We start from the raw sequence: 21,345 nt of genomic DNA, 5'->3' as shown, positions 1-21,345 counted from the left end.
ATGTTCGAGAAAAACCGGTACAAGCAGATTTTCCCGGCCAATGACCAGGGCCGCGACTTTATCGTCGGCGATCTGCACGGCTGCCGGGCGCTGCTGGATGCCAAACTGGCAGAAGTCGGCTTCGACAAAACCGTCGATCGCCTGTTTTGCACGGGCGATCTGGTGGATCGGGGGCCAGATTCCGAAGGCTGTCTGGAGCTGCTGCTGGAACCCTGGTTTCACAGCGTTCTCGGGAACCATGATGCCATGCTCATGGCTTGGCTGTATGACGGCAAGCAGGATGATCCGCGACGGCACCTGTATGCAGGTGCCTTTACGGAAAATGACGGCTGGCAGTGGGCGGAACGGTTCACGCGGGCGGCAGAGTTCTTGCCGCTGCTGGAAAGCTTGCCATTTGTGATCGAGGTAGAAGACCAGTTCGAGATCGTTCATGCCGAACTGTTGGACTTTTTACACAACCCGGAAGAACCGCAAGCGATGTATCTCGGGGTAGCCGATCACTTTGTAGCGGGCTTCGGTAACATTGGCACCTGGCAGGATCATCTACTCTGGGGTCGGTCCATTCGTCTGCACATGCAGACGGTGGAAGATCGCCCGTCGTTCTCTGATGCCCTGAGTTTGCCTGTCTATTGCGGCCACACGATCTGCCGGAAACCAATGGAGTATGCTGGCCATCGTTTTCTCGACACGGGGGCGTATGGTACCGGGGTGTTGACCATGGTCGAGAGCGCGGCGTGGGACTCTGTAAAGGGGCCAGCCGCGCGTGCGACGCCGCAGGCATCGAGTATGGGAGAGCGAGAATGAATTTTTACACTGCCGATCTGCATATTGGTCACGCCAACATCATCCGCTATTGCCAGCGGCCTTTTGCGAGCGTGAATGTCATGAATGAGGCGCTGGTGTCTGCCTGGCGCCGCAAGGTCGGGCCAGAAGACACGGTGTATGTGGTAGGGGACTTCTCCCTGGTCAGAAGTAATCGCATGAGGGAGGTACAGGCGATCTTTGATGCCCTGCAGGGGCGCAAGATCCTCCTTCGTGGCAATCACGACGCGCCTACGGTGCAGGGGTGGGCGGAGATACACGATATCCTGACCCTCCACGACAACGGTCGGGAAGTTACCCTCTGCCACTATCCGCTGCGCGAGTGGCCGGGGATGTGGAAAGGTGGGATCCATCTCTATGGGCACGTGCATGGCAACATGGCGCCACTTCCGGGAAGCATGGATGTGGGGGTGGATGTCTGGGGTGGCGAGCCGGTCACCGTGGCCGAAATCCTGCCCTGGGTGGAACCGTTTACGGCGCCAGCGGGAAAGGCTGGATTCCGTGCCAGAGAGTGGCCGGAGGCCTGAGTTGCGGCGGGTAGCCAGGGCTGCACATGCAGGATGAGGTAAGGGAGGAAGAGACGTGCGTATCCATCTGCTATCGGACCTGCATCTGGAGTGTGCTGACTACAAACCGGTCGTGACCGATGCCGACGTGACGATTCTCGCCGGGGACATCGCGCCGAAACTGCGTGGCCTGCGCTGGGCGCTCGACAGATTCCCTGGCACCGTCTTGTACGTGCCGGGTAATCACGAATACTACGGCGAAACACTGGATCGCGGCCGCGACAAGCTGCGCGAGGCGGCAGCCGCCGCCGGTGATCGCGTGCGCGTACTCGACGGCGACGAAGCCGTCATCGACGGTGTGCGCTTCCTGGGCATAACCGCCTGGACCGACTTCGAATTGTATGGTAATCCCTATGCAGGATATCTCGCCGCAGAACAGATGAACGACTACCGCAAAATCCGCATGGCGGCGGGCGGCCGCTACCGGCGACTGCGCACCGGTGATACCGCAACCCGCGCGCAGCAGGCCCAGGCATGGCTGAGCGAACGCTTGGCAACACCGCACGCAGGTGCGACCGTGGTCATCACCCATCACGCGCCCACGCCCACATCCTTGCCGCCCCAGGAGCGCGGCACCGACCTGTCTGCGGCCTATGCCAACGATTGGGCCGACATCATGCAAGGCGCGGCCCTTTGGTGCCATGGACACATCCACAAGGTCAACGATTACTATGTCGGTGCTACCCGCGTGCTCAGCAATCCGCGCGGCTACCCTGGCGAGGGTACCGGATTCGACCCCGCGCTGCTACTGACCGTCGCCGCGTAACCGTGAAGATGCTGTGCATCGCCAATTGCAGTGTGCTGCGCGAGATTGCTCTTGAGCAGAAGTTGGCTTTGGACTGGGCTACTGGACGGGGGATTTATCACCATGGCATTGAACGATGTGATGATCGATATCGAAACGCTATCGCGTGAACCCGGAGCGGTCGTGCTCAGCATCGCCGCGGTACGTTTGGATCCTTACGCTGACCGCATGGCCGAACCGTTCAGCATCCGCCTTCCGCCGCAGGAGCAGATCGACGGAGGCGCCCATGTGGAATTTGCCACCCTGCGCTGGTGGATGCGCCAGAGCGAAGCGGCACGCGCAGCCTCGTTCGAGGGACCTTGCGCTCAAAGCGTCGCCGAGGGCCTGCGGAAGTTCACGCGGTACTTGGCTTGCATCCCAGCCGAGCGTCTGCGCCTCTGGAGTAATGGCCCGTCCTTCGACGGCGCACAACTACGCATGCTCTATCACCGCACTGGATTGCCCTGGCCTTACGCTCAACCATTTTGCACTTGCTTAGAACAGAAAGCCCGTTTCGACCATGCCACGTAGTTGGTTGGTATTGGTTCCCGATGCTCCCGAAAAGCCCAATCCTGCGGGAGTGGATGCGGTCACATACGATAGTTCTGCCCGCGCGAAGAAAGCTCCCTCTTGATAGGTTGGGGTCAGGGTAATGGACCAGGCGTGGGAGTCGGCAGCCAAATCAGTCAGCGATGATGCAATGCCATTAGAATTCAAACCCACACCCAACGGACCACCGACGCGGAGGTATTCGACCCGAGCACCCAAAGATACCGTATTGGTGAAGCTGTAATCTGCCAGCACGGCGCCGCCGTAGTTGTCAAAGGAGTGCGGAATGCCCAGGCGCTGCGACTTGGGTGTATGCATATACTGGAAGTAGGGCTCGATCATCCAAGGACCCGAACTGTACTCATATTCCACGCCGTAAATTTGACTCTCGTTACCGATAGGGCTGTAGGCGGTGTCGTTAGCAGTCGTTCGCGACTGGCCCAGTGCCCCTTGAACATAGAAACTCAGCGTGTTGGCGCTATTGATTGCGTAACTCAGCAGTCCACTGACGACGTTATATCGATTGGAAAAGTAGCCATCATTCCAGGAAATCGAGGCGCTCAGGGGGCCTGCACTGCCATTGAACTGCACGCCACGACTGATGATCGGCTCCATATCCCAGAGCAATCCCCGTTCAATATTGATGTTTTGATAGGTGAATCCACTCTCCGCCCCGATCAGGGTTGGCAGTTGCCCAATTTCGACGGAATAATCGGACGAAGGGGCAATCTTCAAATAGGCCACCGGGAGGGCCCCAAATTCCTGGATATTGCTGGAGGCGGAGGGAATGGCTGCGGCCAGCGTGGGGAAGCTGTAGGCGCCCGCTTGCAGATAAAACTGGATTGGGCCATTTTCCTTCTGAATGATCACCATACCATTGGTGATATCCGCGCCCACTCGTTTGGCACCTAGAGTTCCCGGGCCACCTTGGGGATTATCCTGGTAGAAGGCCATACCACTGGCGACGCCTTGTACATCCAGCTTCCCCAGGGGGCCGGCACCAAAGATCAGGGGGTTGGGCAGTGACAAGGGGCTGGCGAACGCCAAGCCGCTTCCTGCCGGGACAGCCATGAACAGAGCGGCGATAGTCGCCACTCGCTGTTTGCGCAAACGCAGAAACGGATAGTGCAACATGTAGACTCCTTGTCTTAACGGGCTGAATCTGGGCTTTTCGGAAGCACAGGGATACCGATCCAGAAACGAGCATCAGGCCCAGGCCGACAGCGCCAGGCGGGCCTTGTCCTTACCCAATTTCCAACGTTCAAAAATCCCGCGGATCCGATCCAATGATGTCCTTTGGGATAGCAGCAAGGTGCCGAGTTTCCGGCCTCGACGAATTTGCAAGAGAATCTGCTCCTCTTGTGCCAGAGCAATCAATGTCGGGATGCCGGATCTTGCTGCCCGTTGTGCAGCATGAATTTTGGTAGCCATACCCCCGGTACCCATGCCGCTGCCCGTACCCTTGGCCATCTGCAAGAAACGAGGGTCAGAGGCATAGCCCCAGGGAATCACGGGGGAGTTGGGGGAAATGCGGGGATCAACCTCGTGCAACCCTTTCTGATCGGTTAGGAGAAGGAGCAAATCCGCGCCACAGATCCTTGCGGTAACGACAGCGACCATATCATTGTTGCCCAAAAGGTAAGACGGGGAGACCGTCGCGTCGTTCTCATTCACTACGGGAACGACTCCCGCGTCCATCATCTCTTGTATCGTCTCGCGCAGCGATCGACGGGCCGGCAATTGCAGATCGGCCTTGCTTACCAGCAGTTGTCCGCAGCTTTGACCGGTCCCCTGGAAAGAGCGATAAAAACTGGTCAATAGGGCCGCTTGTCCGAGGGACGCTGCAGCGCGACGAGCGGAAGGCTGGGTTGGGCAGCTCTCGCTGGCAAGAACGCGGCGCCCCACGCTGACGGAGCCAGAAGTCACCAAAATTACCTCTACACCCTGCTCGCGCAATTCTCGTATCTGCCAGCAGAGATCCTGAATCCATTCCTCATTGGCGACGCCATCGCTATTCGTCAGTGAACTACTACCGATCTTGATGACCCAACGCCGACTCTTTTTCTGCACGGTCGACCGACTGATGGGCATCTTCTCACTATTAGACCACTTTTTCATGATCACTCCTTGACTCTCTGTGTGGCCCCGAAGAGATTGCGGGGCCTTTTTGATGCGTAGAACTGGATCTCTCCGGCGTATTGCATGGAACAATCTGGTTCTAAAGCAATCTGGATTCTCGCGGAGAGATACTCGCTAGTCGCTGTGCTTATGCAATATCCGATAGATGAATCTCCGCGTAGCAAGCAGCCACGAATACCCCTCCGCCACAATCTCGATCAGGATGGCCATAAATAGAAAAACGGAAAAAACCCAGAGCAAGACGAGTACGTAATCTGGCAAATTCATGTGATACACCCGAAGGTTATCTCGCTGACAGAGAAAGTATATTCCAAGATTTTTCCCGGGAATATAAAAAACACGTAAATATTGCGTAAAAATGCCGTAAAAATTTGCCCGGGATAGCGCTTGCAACCATCCCGGGCAAAAGGTAGGGAACTACCGGCGTTGGACTACGGCAGACTTTTCTATTCTGGGTCCAGTTTTTGGACGGTTGTTATGGCCTTGGCCGCCGCTTGCGCAAAGGCGTAGGCAAGCACCGCCTCTTGGAAATCAGGATAGCAGTCGAGTGCCGCCTGCTCTCGATCTTCCGCGGAGGCATGGGGATGGGCCAGCCCCCAACGATAGCCAGATGCTTCTGCCTCAGTGATTTGTTCTTTCCAGGTATGGTTCATCAAGATTTCCTCACTATTGGCCGCGACTGTCTGGCCGATGTTCTCTATGGGCAGAGCGGCGGCGCCCCCCGGCTGCCTTGCTTACCCTGCGGCATGGGGTTGATAAATCTCGTGCAAGGCCAAATTCAGTTTGACGACATTGACCACCGGCTCGCCGATGAATCCCAGCAATGGATAATGGGTATAGCGGCGTACCAATTGCTGTATTTTGGTCTCAGGAATGCCGCCGGCCTTGGCGATGCGGGGAACCTGATACTGTGCGGCAGCGATACTGATGTCTGGATCGAGGCCACTGGCGGAAGAAGTCACTAAGTCCACGGGTACGGGCCCCTTCTCGCTGGGATCAGCCGCCCGCAAGGCCTTCACTCGTGCCGCGACATTGGCAATGAGCGTCGGATTATTGGGCCCCAGGTTAGATGCGCCGGAGCCGGCGCCATTATAGGGCATGGGCGATGTTGCCGAAGGGCGGCTCCAAAAGTACTGCGGCTCCCGAAAATACTGACCGATCAGGGCGGAACCCACGATCTTGCCGTGTTCGCGAAGCACTGAACCATTGGCCTGGTAGGGGAAGACAACTTGTCCAATCCCCGTCATCAACAGGGGATAGAGTAGACCGGTGGTCGCTGCCAGCAGCAGGAACAGAGATAGTGCAGTACGCAATGATTTTAGCATTTTTGCATCCTCTTAAAGTGCAACCAAGAGCAGATTGATCAATTTGATGCCAATGAAGGGCGCGATGATGCCCCCCACGCCATAGATCAGGACATTGCGACGCAGGGCCTGCTGAGCTGATTCCGCCCGGAATTTGATGCCGCGCAGTGCGAGTGGAATCAGGAAGGGAATGACGATGGCATTGAAAATGACCGCTGCCAGGATGGCCGAGCTCGGCGAACTGAGCTGCATGATGTTGAGGGCCGACAGTTGCGGATAGGTACTGACGAAGGCGGCAGGAATGATGGCAAAGTATTTGGCGATGTCGTTGGCGACACTGAAGGTCGTCAGCGCCCCACGAGTCATCAGCAGCTGCTTGCCGATCCGCACGATTTCCAACAATTTGGTCGGGTTGGAATCGAGGTCGACCATATTGGCCGCTTCCCGCGCTGCCTGGGTGCCGCTAGCCATGCAGAGGCCCACGTCAGCCTGGGCCAGGGCCGGGGAGTCGTTGGTGCCATCCCCGGTCATTGCCACCATGTAGCCTTCTTCTTGATATTGGCGGATGCGGCCCAATTTGGTTTCCGGCTTGGCCTCGGCGAGATAATCGTCGACCCCCGCCTCGGCGGCAATGGCAGCGGCTGTCAACGGGTTGTCACCGGTTACCATGACGGTACGGATGCCCATTTCCCGTAGCTCGGCAAAGCGTTCCTTGATTCCCGTCTTGACAATGTCCTTGAGCTCTACGACCCCCAAGACCTGCTCTTTGCTGGCGATCACCAGCGGCGTCGCGCCGGACTGTGCCACTTTTTGGACCGTATCATCGACGGCAGACGGCCAGCTTCCTCCTTGTTTCTCGACCCACTGGCGAATGCTGTCGGGAGCGCCTTTGCGCAGTTGCTGCTCGCCATCGTCCACCCCGCTCATGCGCGTTTCGGCACTGAAGGGCAGCCATTGTGCCTGGTCACTTGGATGCTGTTGTTCTGAGGGGAAACGTTGCTGTGCCAGTTGCACGATGCTCTTGCCTTCGGGCGTATCGTCGGTCAGGGACGAGAGCCTGGCGGCGGTGGCCAGTTCCTGTTCGGAGACCCCGGGGGCGGGGTGGAATGCCGCCGCCTGGCGGTTACCGAAGGTGATGGTACCGGTCTTGTCGAGCAGCAACACATCGACATCTCCGGCCGCCTCGATGGATCGCCCCGACATGGCAACGACATTGGCACGTAACAGGCGCATGATTCCGGCAATGCCGATGGCGGGCAACAAGGCACCGATGGTGGTGGGAATCAGGCACACCAGCAGGGCAATCAGCACTGGCAGGCTGATCACCGAACCGGAATGACTGGCGTAGTGCACGCTGTACCACGAGAAGGGGTACAAGGTGATCGTGACCACCAAAAAGACCAGAGTGAGGATGACCAACAAGACACTCAAGGCGATTTCGTTTGGGGTTTTGCGGCGTGCCGCGCTCTCCACCATGCCGATCATCCGGTCAAGAAAGGTGTTCCCCGCCTCCTGGGTGACTCGAATCACCAGCCAGTCAGAGAGGATATGGGTGCCGCCGGTCACGGCGCTACGGTCTCCCCCCGCCTCACGAATGACCGGCGCGCTTTCCCCGGTAATGGCGCTCTCGTCTACCGACGCTACGCCTGCCACCGCCTCCCCATCGCAGGGGATGGCATCGCCGGCCTCGACCAGGACGAATTCGCCCTTGCGCAAGCTGGTCGCCGCTACGGATTCATAACTCGCATCGCGGTCAGCCCGTGGAAGCCGTTTAGCCGTCAGTTCTTGGCGACTTTCGCGCAAGCTGGAAGCCTGCGCCTGCCCTTGGCGTTCGGCGACAGCCTCGGCAAAGTTCGCAAAGAGGATGGTGATCCACAGCCAGAAATCGATGGCCCCGGTAAAGACCGCTTCGGCAGGATGCACGGTCAGGTCGTGGAAAAAAAGGAGCAAGAGCAGGATTGCCCCCAGGTACACAATAAACATCACCGGATTCCGCAGTTGATGGCGGGGCGATAACATCACCAGGCTATCGCGCAGGGCCCCTGCGGCCTGCTGCTGCCACTGTTGTTTGCCCATATCGTGAGTTTTCTTCATGACGTTCTAGCCTCAATGAGTGACTTGATGAATAATGGCCGGTGGCGGCGCCAATTGTTCGGCGATGGGTCCCAGGGCGAGTGCGGGAAAGAAATTGAGTGCACCCACCAGGAAGATGACGCCAATGGTCAGTCCGACAAAAATCGGGGTGTCCGTTGCCAGGGTCCCAGATCCCACAGGAATCTTCTTTTTCTCTGCCAATGACCCGACCATGGCCAGCAAGGGCAGATACACCCAATAACGACCAAAGAGCATGCAAAAGCCGGTCAATAGGTTGTAAAAGCGCGTATCGCTGCTGAGCCCGCCAAAGGCGCTACCATTGTTGTTGGCGGGGCTGGTGACGGCGTAGAGCATTTCGCTAAAACCGTGGGGGCCCGGGTTGAATACCCCTGTCCGTCCCGCCGTTGTGGAGACGGCGATGGCAGTGCCAATCAATACCAATAATGGCATGACGAGGATGGACAACGACGCCATCTTGATTTCAAAAGACTCGATTTTCTTGCCGAGAAATTCCGGGGTGCGCCCTACCATCAGCCCGCCCAGGAACACAGCAAAAATCATGAACGCGATGAAACTGGCCAATCCACTGCCGACGCCACCAAAAACGACCTCACCGAGCTGCATCAAGAACAGATTGATGCCGCCACTAATGGGGATCAAGGAGTCGTACGCGGTATTCGCGGCACCGGTGGAGGTAGCAGTGGCGACTGTGGCAAAAAGCGCCGAAGCCCCGCTGCCGATGCGATCTTCTACACCTTCCATATTGCCGCCACCGGCCAGGCCCGCGGTATTGGCCTGCGTGACCCCCAAGGAATGAAAGAGAGAATTGCCCGCCAGCTCATAGTGCTGGCTGACAAGGGTCAAGGGGATGAAAATGATCAACATTGCAACCAGGATGCCCCAAGCTGTGCGCTTGGCCTTGACCATGTGACCAAACAGAAAGATCAGGGCGATGGGAATCAGGATCATGGCTCCTGTCTCCAGGAAGTTCGTAAGCCCCGTGGGGTTTTCAAAGGGATGGGCGTCGTTCATGTTGAAGAAGCCGCCGCCATTGTTGCCGAGCATCATGATCGCCTCTTGAGAGGCGACAGGACCCACATGCAGGGTTTGTTCGGCGATGGTTTTTCCCTGCGAAAGGAAGGGAGCGATGAGATGCACCTGGATTTCCCCAACCAGGGTCTGCACCGTACCTTGCTCCATCAGGATCAGCGCGAAGAGGACCGAGAGAGGCAAGAGCACATAGAGTACGGTCCGGGTCATGTCCACCCAAAAGTTCCCCAGGTCGCGGGTTTCGTGACGCGCAAAGGCGCGGATAACCGGCAGCAAGATGGTGATGCCCGTGGCTGCCGACAAAAAATTCTGTACTGTCAGTCCGAGCATCTGCGACAGATAGCTCATGGTCGAACCGCCGGAGTAATCCTGCCAGTTGGTGTTGGTCAGAAAACTCACCGCTGTATTGAACGCCGATCCGGCCGGAACACCAGGAAAATGGAGCGGGTTCAGGGGCAGGATCCCTTGGGCCAGAAGAAGAAGGTAAAGGAATATGCCGCCAATCAGGTTGAAGAGGAGCAGAGACAGGGCGTACCTCTTCCAGTCCATCTCCTTTGCCGGAGAAGTCCCGATGAGCCAATAAATGCCCCTTTCCACCCCGCCCAGGGCGCGTGTAGCCCAGAAGCGCTGACCGTCGTAGACCCGATGCATATAGCGGCCCAGCGGAATGGCGAGCAGAATGACAGTCAGTAGTAGTGCTGCGGTCAATAATAGGCTATTGCTCATAGGAAACGCTCCGGAAACAAGAGAAACGCCAGGAGGTAGACGAACACCGCCGCCCCCAGCCCCAGACTAATCCATAAAAAGAGGGTCATTTGATTTTCCTCATTCGTGCCAAGCCTTCCACCACCCCCGCGGAAGCGAGAAAAAATCCGATAATGATCAAACCGTACAAGTACACCATTGCTATCTCCTGTCAGAAGGATTTCTCTGTAAGCAGTATTGCGGCCTGTACACCTGATTCCATCAGCCTTTCTGACGCAGCTCAGGGTTACGGCGTTAGTTTGCGTCGCAGCGCTCCGGCGAGGCTATAAAAATCGCGTAAAAATCGCGTAAAAATCGCATAAAAATTTTCTCACATAGTTTTTCCTCGCTTGCGGAAGCGGTACCCACATAGACCGTGGCGCAGGGATTTTCTATGATGCCGGCAATGCGCGTTCCCGCGGGTGGTGAGAAACCGAATGGCTGATGACACCGACAAGCGCCCGGATCCGGATGCCCTGCTTGCTGTTGCCCAGAAAGAAGAGGCCAGCAAGCATCGCGGGCGGCTAAAGATTTTTTTTGGCGCTGCGCCGGGAGTGGGTAAGACCTACGCCATGTTGCGCTATGGCCAGGAGGAAACCAACAAAGGCCGCGACGTCGTCATCGGCATCGTCGAAACCCACCAGCGCAGCGATACGCAGGCCCTAGCCGATACCCTGCCGCAACTGCCATTACGAAGCATTCAGCATCGCAACGTCACCTTAGAAGAGTTTGATCTCGACGCCGCACTCACCCGCCGCCCCGGCCTGCTCCTGCTCGATGAGCTCGCACACAGCAACGCCCCTGGGTCCCGCCACCAGAAGCGCTGGCAGGATCTGGAGGAACTGCTGGAAGCGGGGATTAACGTCGCTACCACCGTCAACGTCCAGCATCTCGAAAGCGTCAACGAGGTAGTACAAGCGATTGCCGGGGTTCGGGTACGCGAAACGGTGCCAGATCGAATTATTGAGGAAGCTGAAGAACTTACCCTGGTGGATATCAGCGACGCCGACCTGCTGCAACGGCTCAAGGATGGTAAGGTCTACCTTGGCGAGCGCGGTGCCCGTGCCATGGCGAATTTTTTTCGTCGTGGTAATCTTATCGCCTTGCGCCAGCTGGCCATGCGTGTTGCCGCCGACCGCGTCGATCTCGAGCTACGCCAGTTTCGGGCCGAAAACGCCGAAAGCGAGTCGGTAGGTCTGCGCGAACGACTGCTGGTAGCCATTGGCATGAATGCCGACGACGAACATCTGGTCCGTGCGGGGTACCGCCTGGCGACGGCCATGCGCTGTCCCTGGATCGTCGTCCACGTTGATACCGTCAAAGGCCTGCTGGAAGACGCGCAAGCACAGGCCTGGCTGTGGAGCAATCTGCACCTGGCCGAGCGCCTGGGGGCCGAGACGGTACGTTTGACCGGCGTAGACGTGGTGGCGGAAATTCTGGCCTATGCCAAATTGCGCGAGGTGACACAGGTTCTCATCGGGCAGTCCCAGGGAATGCGAAGATACCTTTGGTGGTGGCCAGGTTCCCTGCTTGGCAGATTGCTGAGTCACAAGCGCCCCATTGGTCTGACCATCCACCCCTTGCCCACGCGCAAAGACGTCAGCAAGGACAGCCAGGAGCGTAGCCGCCAATACCTGGGCATGGTCCGTAGTGAAAAGCAGCGACGGCAGCAGAAACAGGCCCTTGCCATCGGCGTCGCCGCTGGTGTCGGAATGTCTCTGCTGGGCCTCGGTATTTCCGCGCTAGTGGGGCTTCCGGGTCTTTTCCTTCTGTACCTGGTGGGTGCCGTGGTCATTGCGTTGTATTTTGGCAGATGGCCGTCCGTTGCCGCTCTCCTCAGCGCTCTGGCATCCTTTTACGTCTTCGGTCTGAGCCGTGGCCTGACCGCCACCCTCGGCTCCCTGCTCAGCTTTGCGGTGATCATCGGCGTCGCGGTGCTGATCAGTCAATTGGTGGCTCGCTCGAAAGAGCAGGAATCCATGGCCCGGATGCGGGAACGTCGCGTGCGCAATCTCTACACCCTGGTGCGGGCCCTCAGCCGGGTGCACACGATTGCAGAAGTCCTGTCCACCGCCGCAGAACAGATCCACAGCACCCTGGGAATCACCGTCAGCTTCTGGTTGCCGGCAGGCAATGACGCTGCTCTGCCGCTGCAGTTTTTTCCTCCCGATCAAGACCCTGGCACTCACCGGGAAGCCTTGAATTCCGCTGCCGTTTGGGTCTTTCAGCATCGACGTAGCGCCGGCATGGGTACGGATACCTTATCCTCTCTGCCTGCCTTATTGCTGCCCATGGTGAACAATGAGCAACCCCTTGGCGTGCTGCTGGTCAGCGATCTCGAGATTCAGCGGACGCCGGTGGACTGGTTTCGCTACCTGGAGACCATCACGCGGCTCATCGCCGCTGCCCTGGAAACCGCACGCACGGCCGAGATACGTAGCGAAGCCGATCTCCGGTTGCAAGTGGAACGGATGCAGAGCGCTCTGCTCGGTGCCGTATCCCACGATTTGCGTACCCCACTGACGACCATTCTTGGTTCCCTGAGTACCCTCGATCACCTGCAGGACAAGCTCTCCGAGGCCGAGCAACGTGCGCTCATTCTTGATATTTACGGGCAGACGCAACGGATGAGTGAAAATATCGAGCGCATTTTGCGGGTCGCCGCCCTCCTCTCGGGAGGCACCGAGCTCAAAAAAGAGTGGGTCCCGCTGACCGAGATTGTGGGGAATGCCCGCCGCGAACGCCAGGCCCTTTGTGAGGGGCGACCGTTTACGGTGCAGATTCCCAAGGACTTCCCGTTGTTATACGGAGATCCGGTGTTACTGACCCAAGTGTATAGCAACCTCCTCGAAAATGCCTGTAAATACACCCCCGCTGGTAGTGCCATCGAGATGGACGCGCGTGCCGATGAACGCGAAATCTTTCTCTGTGTTGCCGATAACGGACATGGTATTCCGCCAGGTCGGGAAGAGCAGATTTTTGAACGCTTCAGCCAGGTCAAGCCACCGGTTGGAACTGGCGGTAGTGGATTGGGATTGGCCCTGGTCAAAAGTATCGTCCAGCTGCACGGCGGAAGAGTCTGGGTCATCAACAGGCTTAGCAATGGCGGCGCAAGATTCTGTTTCACCTTGCCCCGGGTCGCCCCGCCGCCACCCCCCAAGGAGGGGTAAGAGAATGAGCACAGCGCTATTGCTGGTAGAAGATGATCAGGCCATTGCCCAATTCCTGCAAAGGGCACTGGCTGCCGATGGGCGCTACCAGCTGGAGTGGCAGGCATCAGGGGCGACGGCCCAGGTCGCCCTTCGTCAGCGACGTAACCATGGGAAACAGCCCTATGCCGCGGTACTGCTGGACCTGGGTTTACCTGATCGGGACGGTTTGGAACTGGTCCCTTGGTTTCGCAAGGAATCCCCCGAAACCGTGCTCATGATCCTGTCGGCGCGGGGACAGGAAGCCGACAAGGTGCAAGCCTTGCAAAGCGGCGCGGACGATTACCTCACCAAACCGTTTACCCTGGCGGAATTGCTGGCGCGGCTACACGCTCATCTGCGCCGCAGCGGTGTCAGCCTGCAGCAGGGCCCACTGCAGGTCGGTAACTGGACCCTGGCGGACCAGACTCGGTGTCTGCACATTGGCGAACGAGAGATTTCACTGACAAGCAAAGAGTATCAGCTGATGCGGGTTTTGCTGCGCAATGCAGGAGCGGTTCTGCCCCACCAGCGGATTCTCAGCGCCGTGTGGGGGCCAGCGCATGCCGACCAGACCCATTACTTGCGGATTTATATGCAAAAACTGCGGGAAAAGATCGAGCCCGACCCCAATCAGCCGCAATATCTCACTACCGAAGTAGGGGTAGGGTATCGCTTGGTGATTGCGTCGGATCTGACGGATCCCTTGCAAAAGCCGTAAGCTACGCAGATTCTTCTACTGGGGGAAGGAGTAGGCGTTATTGACCCTCCGTTTACCGCCGCGTAAGCGATTGAGAAGGACGCTGTGACAGCACCTAGAAAGGAACATCGGAGCAAGTTCCGCCCGTTACGGCCGCGGCAACCGATATCGCGGTAGGGATACCCATTGCTAAGCGCTCCCCGCATAGATCCCGGCGGGATTCAGGTGGCTACGGTCTGGTCCCAGACGATCTCGGCATACTGGTGGCGAGACCAGCGCAATGTCATAACGAAGAACCACGTCTCGCGGATCTCACCGGTGCGCGGGTCCGCCAGGTGAGGACCGGCCCAAAGTCCACTTGGGCGGCTTCTCCGGGGGTAAAGACGAGGCGCAACGTGACCTCCGGTGGTTCTGCCGCACGGATCCGGCGGACCAGGCGTTTGACAGCGGAATAGCTGCCCGTAAAGCCATACTTGCGCACGAGGGCAGCATGGATGGTCGTGGCCTGAATGTCTCGTGCCACCCACTCCGTAATGCGTTGCTCGTGATCCCGAAGGGAGGAGACCCGCTGGGCGGGCTGCGCGTCTGGTCGACGCTGGAAAACGTAGCCAACTCTTCGTTACAGGGTAACGGTGACTGCCGATCCAACCAACTCAGGCGGGCCGCCTGTTGCCGCAAGACACTGAGCTTCTTGCGCCCCATGAGCCCGGTGCGGGCAATACCGCGATCAGTGTCGCCTTGGCGCATCCGCACCAAGATCTGACGAATCGTGAACATCTCAAACCTCCTGTTGCTCATGGCTACCCTCCAAAAAGCTTGAGGGTAGCCCACCCAAGGGAAGTTCGAGATCCAGACTCCTACACTGCCGGTGGCGCCATTATGGTGGCCGCAACCTGGCTCCTTTATGCCGACCCTAAGGTGGCGCCATTATGGTGACCCCAGAGTGGCTCCATTATGGTGACCCTGAAATGGCGCCATATTGGTGGCCGCTGACAGGTTCTTTCCCACCGCCAGTACGAACAGTTTTCGGTCCTCGATTCACATCGGAACACATGGCTTTTGTGCTGGGCCAGCCGCGCACTGAAACCGTTACAAATCCCACACGTCCGCGACAACCAGGACACCCACGCATTTCCGTCCAACGCAAGGTGGGTACGCGATGAGTGTCAATCAGCGTCGAAATTTGAACAGGTTCAGAGGGGGGTGTGGCGCGGCGCTTTTTGTAGCGGTAGGAGTCGTTTCCCGTCTCGATGATGTCCCAGTGGTGGGTGAGGCGGTCGAGCATGGCGGTGGTCTTCTTGGCGTCACCAAAGACCTGGGCGCATTCGCCGAGGGAGAGGTTACTGACCACAATCACGCAAGTTGGTATTTGCACTCCCATCGGCTGTGCCGTAGGCTAAGTTTCTCGTCCATCGGTCTCTCCTTCATCGTTTGCTTGGCGGCTCCCAACGTCGGTTCTCTGATTGACTCCTCTATATGCCAAACATCTACTGTCATCTCGGCAGAGCCGGGGGGGGACTGTTTTTAGTTAACGGGAAACCCCCTAATGTAGACAATACGTGTATTTATTTTCCACGTTTTTCAGACATTTTTTGTCCATGTTTTGGTTTTTTTGATTTTGCCCCTTTCAATTTTTGTTTGGACGCCATATTATGGACTAGTGGTGTACGTTGTTGTGTCGACATCATGTCGATAGAGATGGGAATGGATTGCTATAGAGGGGTAACTACAAGTGAAGAAAGGTTCGTCGGATCAGATTGTTGCGGTAGACATTGGTTCTGGGTATGTCAAGGCGGTTGCGGGTGTTTCTGCTGATAGTAAGCGGATTTCTTTTCCTTCTGTGGTGGGCATTTTACCTAGCGAATTGTTGGGGTCTTTTGGTTTTGATGACTCGCAGATCATTGAATATGGTGGCCGTTCGTGGATTACTGGTCAGTGGGCAGCGGAGAATCTCCGTCCTTATCAACTTACCAATACTTTGAATCATGATTGGGCGGGGTCTGACGGCTGGAAAGTGCTGTTATTCCGTGCTTTGGCAGAGTTGGGCATTTATGAGGGGGATGTGCATCTGGCAATCGGTTTGCCGCAGTCCAGTTTTCGGGAACGCTCACGTCAGATAATGGTGGAGATATTGGGCGATCATCGAGCAGTCGTACATGGAAAACCTATGAATATTCGGATTTTCCGCAATGAGGGAATGGTCATGCCGCAGGCAGCGGCAGGTCTGTATGCGTGGTCGAACCGTGATCTGGAGATCAAGAAACTGGTTTTGCAGGATACGATGTTGGGCGGTATTGATGTCGGAACGTATACCACAGGCTATGCGATTATGCAGGGTGTACGACCGATGCTGGAAAAAAGTGGGGGAAGCAACATTGGCATGTCCAGAGTTGCAGCGACCGTTTCTTCCATGTTGCACACACAATATGGCGTATCTATGGATACCATTACGGCCATGCGAGCGGTCGAAAAGCGCAACAAAATCTTTTTGGGTGGCGAGATTCGCGATATCAGCGATGTAGTGGCGGAAGCCGTAAAGCAGGTAGTGCAGCCATTGATTACCATGTTGTATGCAAAATGGGTACAGGATGCCGCGTACATGAAGATTGGCGTTTATGGTGGTGGTGCGCGTGATTTCTTCCCGTATATTCAGGAAATTTTCCCGAATGCCCAGTTGGTGGAGTACCATGACATAGGTGGCAGCCGGTTTTTACCAGTTTTAGGAATGTTTACTTATCTTTGTCTCAACAATATCTGGCTAGAGGAGATTGCAATGTCTAATTTTGACGAGGATGATGATGACTTCAGTTCGTCGCCACGCATCGAATCCTCGCAGATTCAGGATGATAGTGATGGATTGTTGTACGAAGAGGAAGAAATTGACGAAGGGCCATCCGTCAGTGATCCAGATGCGCTTTTTTTGCGCCCTGCTTTAGAGGACACGCTTTCTGTCGAGTGCAATTTTTTCAAGTTGTGTGCCCGTATTTATGATGGAAATCCTTTGCATGCGAGGATTTACCAGTGGGTTGCGACATTGCCCCGAACCAAGCGTGGCATTGTTGGTTTTTCTGATCATCTGGTAGTTGCACTGAATTTGTATCTGGACGCGCTGGCATCGGATAAGACTATAGTGGACCCCGAATTCGAGACATGAGTTTAAACTATCGTCTGGCAAGGAGAGGACGATGAGTGTAGGCAAGAGGAACGTATATGGATCGGCCTTCAAGGCCAAGGTCGGGTTGGAAGCGATCCGCGGGGTGAAGACCGTACATGAGATTGCCCAGGAATACGGCGTACACTCGACGCAGGTAGCCCAATGGAAGCGGGCTATCCAGGAACAGGCGGGATCACTCCCAACCTTCGGCGGTCGTTTCGGCGGATGGAGTACACCGCTTGGCCTGCCCGGGACTACTCGCCCTCACTTCGCTCTTCCGGCGAGTAGCGGAGGAAGGATCGTCATAGTGATGTCTATCTCTCCCTGCTAGGTCGAACTTGGATTACTTTGTTATCCGGTTTTTTTGTAGCAGTTTATACGGAGCTGAAGTTTAGGAGGTTGCTGAAAAAGTCCGTGGTATAACTGCAGGGACAAGGCACGGACGGATTTGATTATGCGTGGAATGTGGCGGACCCCGCTGTCAAGACAAAATGTTGTCTAGCAGCCCGTCGGATTTACCCTTTGGGATAAATAGGATATAATGATCTATAACTCGATGGAGTGAGTAAGAAATGGCCCATTTCTGCCGACCGCAAGCCTTCCTATCTGGCCCTTCCGTTCATGGGGGACTGGCTTTCCGAGGGGCATTTGGCCCAGTTCATTGTGGAGGTGGTTGAGCAGCTGGATCTCTCGAAATTGGTCAGAGCTATGGTCAAGAGTGGTGTATCAGGATTTGCTAACATGATTCAGGCGGCGTCCTGTTGGCTATCCGGCTGGGTTTCATTGGCCGGTATCCCGTCGACAAAAATCACTCCGGCAAAGAGATCCCTGAGCCTCTGTGGGTGGCGGATCCCTTTCCAGTGTTTCTCCGCTTGCTGGATGAGCTTGAAGCTCAGGCCCAGAAAACTGCTGCGCGAGACGCAGTTCTTGGTGCGGCTGCTGCGCTGGCGAACGGTCGCAAAGGTGGACTCGATAGCATTGCTGCTGCGAATGTGGAGCCAGTGCTCTGCGGGAAAGTCGTAGAAGGTCAGCAGCACGTCGCGGTCCTTCTGTAGCTTCTCTACCGCCTTTGGATACTTGACCTGGTAGTTGCGCACAAAGACCCGCCAAGCCTGCTCTGCTGCCTCTTTGGTCTCGGCCATCCAGATGTTCTGCAGGGCGGCCTTGGCCTGGCTCTGCAGCCGCTTGGGAAACTCGTTGAGGACGTTGGCGGTCTTGTGCACCCAGCAGCGTTGATGGCGTATCTGCGGATAGATCTCGCTCAGAGCCGACCAGAAGCCCAGGGCGCCGTCGCCGATGGCCAGCAAGGGGGCTTCCTGCACGCCGCGATCGCGCAGGTCGCGCAGGACTTCGAGCCAGGACACCTTGGATTCGCGCAGGCCGTCGGTGACCGCCACGATCTCTTTCTTCCCTTCAGAGATCACGCCGATGATGACCAGGAGACAAATGCGCGGGTCATCTTCCGCGCGCAGGTTGGTGTAGATGCCATCGGCCCACCAGTAGGCATAGCGCTTGCCACAGAGGGAACGATGCTGCCATTCGGCATGTTCTTGCGCCCACTCCGCCTTGAGGCGCCCCAGGGCCGCCGGAGAGAGCCCCCGGGCCTGCTCGCCCAACAGCACGACCAGCGCCTCGCGCAGCTTGCCAGAGGAAATGCCGTGCAGGTAGAGCCAGGGCAGGGCCGCAGCGATGGTCTGCGTACGGCGGACATAAGGCGGGACCAAAGAAGAGCGGACTCTCAAGCACGATCGCGAGCGGTCCCGAGTCTTGGGTACCCCCACCGGAACAGGACCCAGGCGGGTCAGGATCTCCCGCTCCGGCTGGTAGCCATTGCGCACCACGGCACGTCGGCCATCCACGGTCCGTACCGTGCTCAGCTCTTCGAGTACCGCCGCCAGCTCTGCCTCCACTGCCTGTTGGACCAAACGCCTTGCCCCTTGCCGCAGGATCTCTTCGATCCCCATCTCAAGCCCTGCCAATCCCTCTACCACTTTGCTATCTTCTCTCATGGCGCACCTCTTCGTTGCGGATCAGATCTCGAAACCCTTTTCTGGCAACAGTGCGCCACCTTCCTCAAGTCAGCTGTAATCTCCCATACACCAGATTCGATCATAGCTCGAACAATGTGTTTTTCAGCTATATCTTTGATTGTGACTTGCTGCACTTGGCCGGGATGAACATTCTTGATCGTCCCGTATGTCAATGCTTCATTGTCCGTCAGCTGAGCAATGAGATCCGGTAATTGCGAGAATGGCAGTTCCATGACCACGGCTTTGCCGCTGCTCATCTTCCCCCCGCCTGAAAGCTTGTCGACTCCCCCTCTTTGCAGCACGAATCGTTTCGTGAGTCGCCGGTCAGACGTGAACCGCGTGAGCCGGACAACGTCAACCGTCGTCCTAGGACTGTTAGACCCGAGCGTGGGCGTATTCACGGCTCCTCTCCCTTCCCCATTTTGTCTTTCTTAGCGATGCGCGGCCGCCCCCGGCGCCGGACGGGATGCTTACCGCTCAGGACAAAATCAATGTGCTCCTGACTAAATCTTGGCCCGAAAATCGTCTGTATAGGAGGAGGAAAAGAACCAGAGCAAACCTTATTACGAACCGTTTTTTCTGACACATCTATGATTTGTGAAAACGATCGGTAGGTATATAACATCTTTGAATGGATGGGATCAATCATCGGATTACCGGCCATCAGGCCGGTAATCTTCCGACACTCGTTCTGCCTACAGTCACCACCTATCGGTTTATGATCAGCAGGATATGTAGAGCGTTCAGAGCGTTTTTTGATTCCCGTATCCAAGGAGTACTTCCCAACCGTAAAAAAACTAACTTCCCTAAAGCAAATCACAATAAAGTGAGCCGCTGCAGGGAAGCGGTGCATCCAAATCGGCCAGAATCAGATCTGCGGCTCAACTCCCAATATAGAAATCCGAAAAACTCGTTTCAAGGGTTATTTTGTATTTTTTTATCTAAGATGTTCATTCTATATGCGCGACACTGGCGCGCCACTACGGACAGGATACTGGGGGATAGCTCAGGATAAAGAGGGACAGACGCATTCTTATCTTATTGTTTTCACAAGCTACATAAAACGCCTAAATGACGGAAATCGGCTCTAAGCGTGATATTTCGGATTTGTAATCAGAAGGTCACGAGTTCGATTCTTGTTGCCGGCACCAAATAAAACAGTTACTTAGGTAGATCGCCCAAGTGTCTTTTTGTTTTCATGTAAGCACTATGTAAGCACTAGAGAGCAAAACCGGGGCAGATCGCGCCTCGGTGATGGTGTCACGGTTATAGGTCCGGGGTGGTGCCGTTACGGCACAAAAAAGCGCCAGCAGGGCGATTGCTGGGGTGGCTGGAAGAGATGTCAGCGCAGTTCGTTGAGTTTCGGTGCGCGGGTGATGTGTTCGTACTGTTGCGCAAATGAGCGACAGAGACCACCGCTCGAGAAATAAACGACATGTCCATCTGGTGCTATGCGAAAATCTACCATCAAGCCGCCATCGAGGTGGCGAACCCTCATACCTTCATACCTGGCAGACTCATGTAGCTTGAGCCATTCCCTCTAGCTGTAAGGCGTTGCAAAGGCAAGAAAGTCCTTGGCGCTGGCTAATGCGGCCGCTGCGCGACAGGAGTGCGTCATTCCATTGTATACATACCAATCAGCGGCCCCGGCAATTGTCGGTGCCAGTAGCACAGCAACGGCTATCACAAGCGTCTTTATCAAGTTCTCTCCCCAGAGCTTCGAGTGACCATAACGCCATGATAAGCGCAGACCGGCCCCACGGATTCCGTGCGGCAATCGGTGGCGGGGATGACAACGTACTCTCCAGACAATCCAGCGGCAACATAATCGCTCTGATTGCCTTTCTGGATTTTGCCAACAATGCGCAGAGACTTGGACGTGGGCACCGTCTGCGTTCCCGCCATGGAATGAATTCTTGATTCGGCTTGCTTGGCGCCAGCGAGGATGCCGGAGCGCAAGTCGGTGATCGCTGAGTGCATCTCATGAAAGTAGAGGGCCAGACCGCCAATCAACACGAGCGCGGCGACGAATAGGATGGCGACTTTGTCGGCTGGATTCCTGATCTTTGCCATGAGGTTCTCACTGAAGTTTGCCGATGTGAGAATGGAGCAACCGTCCCCAGTTGGCAAGCAAAAGCGCGGAAACAGACAACGCTGTTTGCGGATTTTGACGGCGGAGATATCGATCTCAGTGACGAGATGCCAATCCATGCGATGTTTC

The 21,345-nt window shown here is 56.5% G+C and carries 18 protein-coding genes and 3 pseudogenes; 8 read left to right on the top strand and 13 right to left on the bottom strand.

From position 1 onward, the window contains the following. From MQE22_RS05470 to MQE22_RS05455, 4 genes are all read left to right on the top strand, one after another. Positions 1 to 804, top strand: a complete 804-nt coding sequence (locus MQE22_RS05470) for a metallophosphoesterase (RefSeq protein WP_215872566.1) — start codon at positions 1 to 3, stop codon at positions 802 to 804. Further along, entirely contained in the window at positions 801 to 1,349 is a 549-nt protein-coding gene (locus tag MQE22_RS05465) for a hypothetical protein (protein ID WP_215872567.1), read from the top strand. The genes MQE22_RS05470 and MQE22_RS05465 overlap by 4 nt, the downstream gene beginning before the upstream one ends. A gap of 55 nt (positions 1,350 to 1,404) precedes the next feature. Continuing rightward, positions 1,405 to 2,154 carry a metallophosphoesterase gene (locus tag MQE22_RS05460; RefSeq protein WP_215872568.1) on the top strand — a complete coding sequence of 250 codons (750 nt, stop codon included), beginning with the start codon at positions 1,405 to 1,407 and terminating at the stop codon, positions 2,152 to 2,154. A 102-nt stretch (positions 2,155 to 2,256) separates the two neighbouring features. Then, positions 2,257 to 2,703, top strand: coding sequence for a 3'-5' exonuclease (locus MQE22_RS05455; protein WP_215872569.1), 447 nt, complete (start codon positions 2,257 to 2,259; stop codon positions 2,701 to 2,703). Here the strand turns inward: MQE22_RS05455 and MQE22_RS05450 are convergent. The 7 genes from MQE22_RS05450 to MQE22_RS05420 all read right to left on the bottom strand — a co-directional run bounded on the left by MQE22_RS05450 (position 2,668) and on the right by MQE22_RS05420 (position 10,123). Further along, positions 2,668 to 3,855, bottom strand: a complete 1,188-nt coding sequence (locus MQE22_RS05450) for an outer membrane beta-barrel protein (protein ID WP_215872570.1) — start codon at positions 3,853 to 3,855, stop codon at positions 2,668 to 2,670. The two genes, MQE22_RS05455 and MQE22_RS05450, sit on opposite strands and share 36 nt — an antisense overlap. A gap of 72 nt (positions 3,856 to 3,927) precedes the next feature. Next, the gene (proB, locus tag MQE22_RS05445; protein ID WP_215872571.1) at positions 3,928 to 4,839 is read right to left on the bottom strand and encodes a glutamate 5-kinase; all 912 of its coding nucleotides are present in this window, start codon (positions 4,837 to 4,839) and stop codon (positions 3,928 to 3,930) included. Positions 4,840 to 5,306: 467 nt separating this feature from the next. Continuing rightward, positions 5,307 to 5,513, bottom strand: coding sequence for a hypothetical protein (locus MQE22_RS05440; protein ID WP_215872572.1), 207 nt, complete (start codon positions 5,511 to 5,513; stop codon positions 5,307 to 5,309). Between the two features lie 81 nt (positions 5,514 to 5,594). Beyond that, entirely contained in the window at positions 5,595 to 6,185 is a 591-nt protein-coding gene (gene kdpC, locus MQE22_RS05435) for a potassium-transporting ATPase subunit KdpC (protein WP_215872573.1), read from the bottom strand. A 12-nt stretch (positions 6,186 to 6,197) separates the two neighbouring features. After that, complete coding sequence (kdpB, locus tag MQE22_RS05430; protein WP_215872574.1) at positions 6,198 to 8,258, bottom strand: potassium-transporting ATPase subunit KdpB; 2,061 nt, start codon at positions 8,256 to 8,258, stop codon at positions 6,198 to 6,200. A 12-nt stretch (positions 8,259 to 8,270) separates the two neighbouring features. Continuing rightward, positions 8,271 to 10,034 (bottom strand): potassium-transporting ATPase subunit KdpA, encoded by a 1,764-nt coding sequence (gene kdpA, locus MQE22_RS05425; RefSeq protein WP_215872575.1) that lies wholly within the window; start codon positions 10,032 to 10,034, stop codon positions 8,271 to 8,273. Next, positions 10,031 to 10,123, bottom strand: a complete 93-nt coding sequence (locus tag MQE22_RS05420) for a potassium-transporting ATPase subunit F (protein WP_215872576.1) — start codon at positions 10,121 to 10,123, stop codon at positions 10,031 to 10,033. Before MQE22_RS05420 ends, kdpA begins: the two co-directional genes overlap by 4 nt. 366 nt (positions 10,124 to 10,489) lie before the next feature. Here MQE22_RS05420 and MQE22_RS05415 point away from each other — a divergent pair, with 366 nt between their 5' ends. Further along, positions 10,490 to 13,222, top strand: a complete 2,733-nt coding sequence (locus MQE22_RS05415) for a sensor histidine kinase (protein WP_215872577.1) — start codon at positions 10,490 to 10,492, stop codon at positions 13,220 to 13,222. A 4-nt stretch (positions 13,223 to 13,226) separates the two neighbouring features. Further along, positions 13,227 to 13,961: a response regulator transcription factor gene (locus MQE22_RS05410; RefSeq protein ID WP_215872578.1), complete on the top strand. Its 735-nt coding sequence runs from the start codon at positions 13,227 to 13,229 to the stop codon at positions 13,959 to 13,961. Between the two features lie 203 nt (positions 13,962 to 14,164). On the opposite strand, the pseudogene MQE22_RS13820 reads toward MQE22_RS05410, so the two are convergent. Both MQE22_RS13820 and MQE22_RS05400 read right to left on the bottom strand, forming a co-directional pair. Further along, positions 14,165 to 14,717 (bottom strand): annotated as a pseudogene (locus tag MQE22_RS13820) (IS21 family transposase); the annotation flags it as partial. Positions 14,718 to 15,132: 415 nt separating this feature from the next. Next, positions 15,133 to 15,303: pseudogene (locus MQE22_RS05400) on the bottom strand (ATP-binding protein); the annotation flags it as partial. Between the two features lie 369 nt (positions 15,304 to 15,672). On the opposite strand from MQE22_RS05400, the gene MQE22_RS05395 reads away from it, so the two are divergent. Further along, positions 15,673 to 17,094, top strand: coding sequence for a ParM/StbA family protein (locus tag MQE22_RS05395; protein ID WP_215872581.1), 1,422 nt, complete (start codon positions 15,673 to 15,675; stop codon positions 17,092 to 17,094). A gap of 31 nt (positions 17,095 to 17,125) precedes the next feature. Next, positions 17,126 to 17,317, top strand: a pseudogene (locus MQE22_RS05390) (transposase); the annotation flags it as partial. Positions 17,318 to 17,840: 523 nt separating this feature from the next. Here the strand turns inward: MQE22_RS05390 and MQE22_RS05385 are convergent. The 4 genes from MQE22_RS05385 to MQE22_RS05370 all read right to left on the bottom strand — a co-directional run bounded on the left by MQE22_RS05385 (position 17,841) and on the right by MQE22_RS05370 (position 21,197). Then, a complete protein-coding gene (locus MQE22_RS05385; RefSeq protein ID WP_215872582.1) occupies positions 17,841 to 19,103 on the bottom strand; it encodes an IS256 family transposase in 1,263 nt (420 codons plus the stop codon). After that, positions 19,100 to 19,381, bottom strand: a complete 282-nt coding sequence (locus tag MQE22_RS05380; RefSeq protein ID WP_215872583.1) for a hypothetical protein — start codon at positions 19,379 to 19,381, stop codon at positions 19,100 to 19,102. Before MQE22_RS05380 ends, MQE22_RS05385 begins: the two co-directional genes overlap by 4 nt. A 140-nt stretch (positions 19,382 to 19,521) precedes the next feature. Continuing rightward, a complete protein-coding gene (locus tag MQE22_RS05375; protein ID WP_215872584.1) occupies positions 19,522 to 19,896 on the bottom strand; it encodes a hypothetical protein in 375 nt (124 codons plus the stop codon). A gap of 926 nt (positions 19,897 to 20,822) precedes the next feature. After that, on the bottom strand, positions 20,823 to 21,197 hold the full coding sequence (locus tag MQE22_RS05370) for a hypothetical protein (RefSeq protein WP_215872585.1): 375 nt from the start codon (positions 21,195 to 21,197) through the stop codon (positions 20,823 to 20,825). Positions 21,198 to 21,345 lie beyond the last annotated feature (148 nt).

Source organism: Acidithiobacillus sp. YTS05 (assembly GCF_024396695.1).
In the GTDB taxonomy this organism is placed as follows: domain Bacteria; phylum Pseudomonadota; class Gammaproteobacteria; order Acidithiobacillales; family Acidithiobacillaceae; genus Igneacidithiobacillus; species Igneacidithiobacillus copahuensis.
Note: the sequence above shows the minus strand (reverse complement) of the source record. Positions and strands in the feature narration are given on the sequence as shown.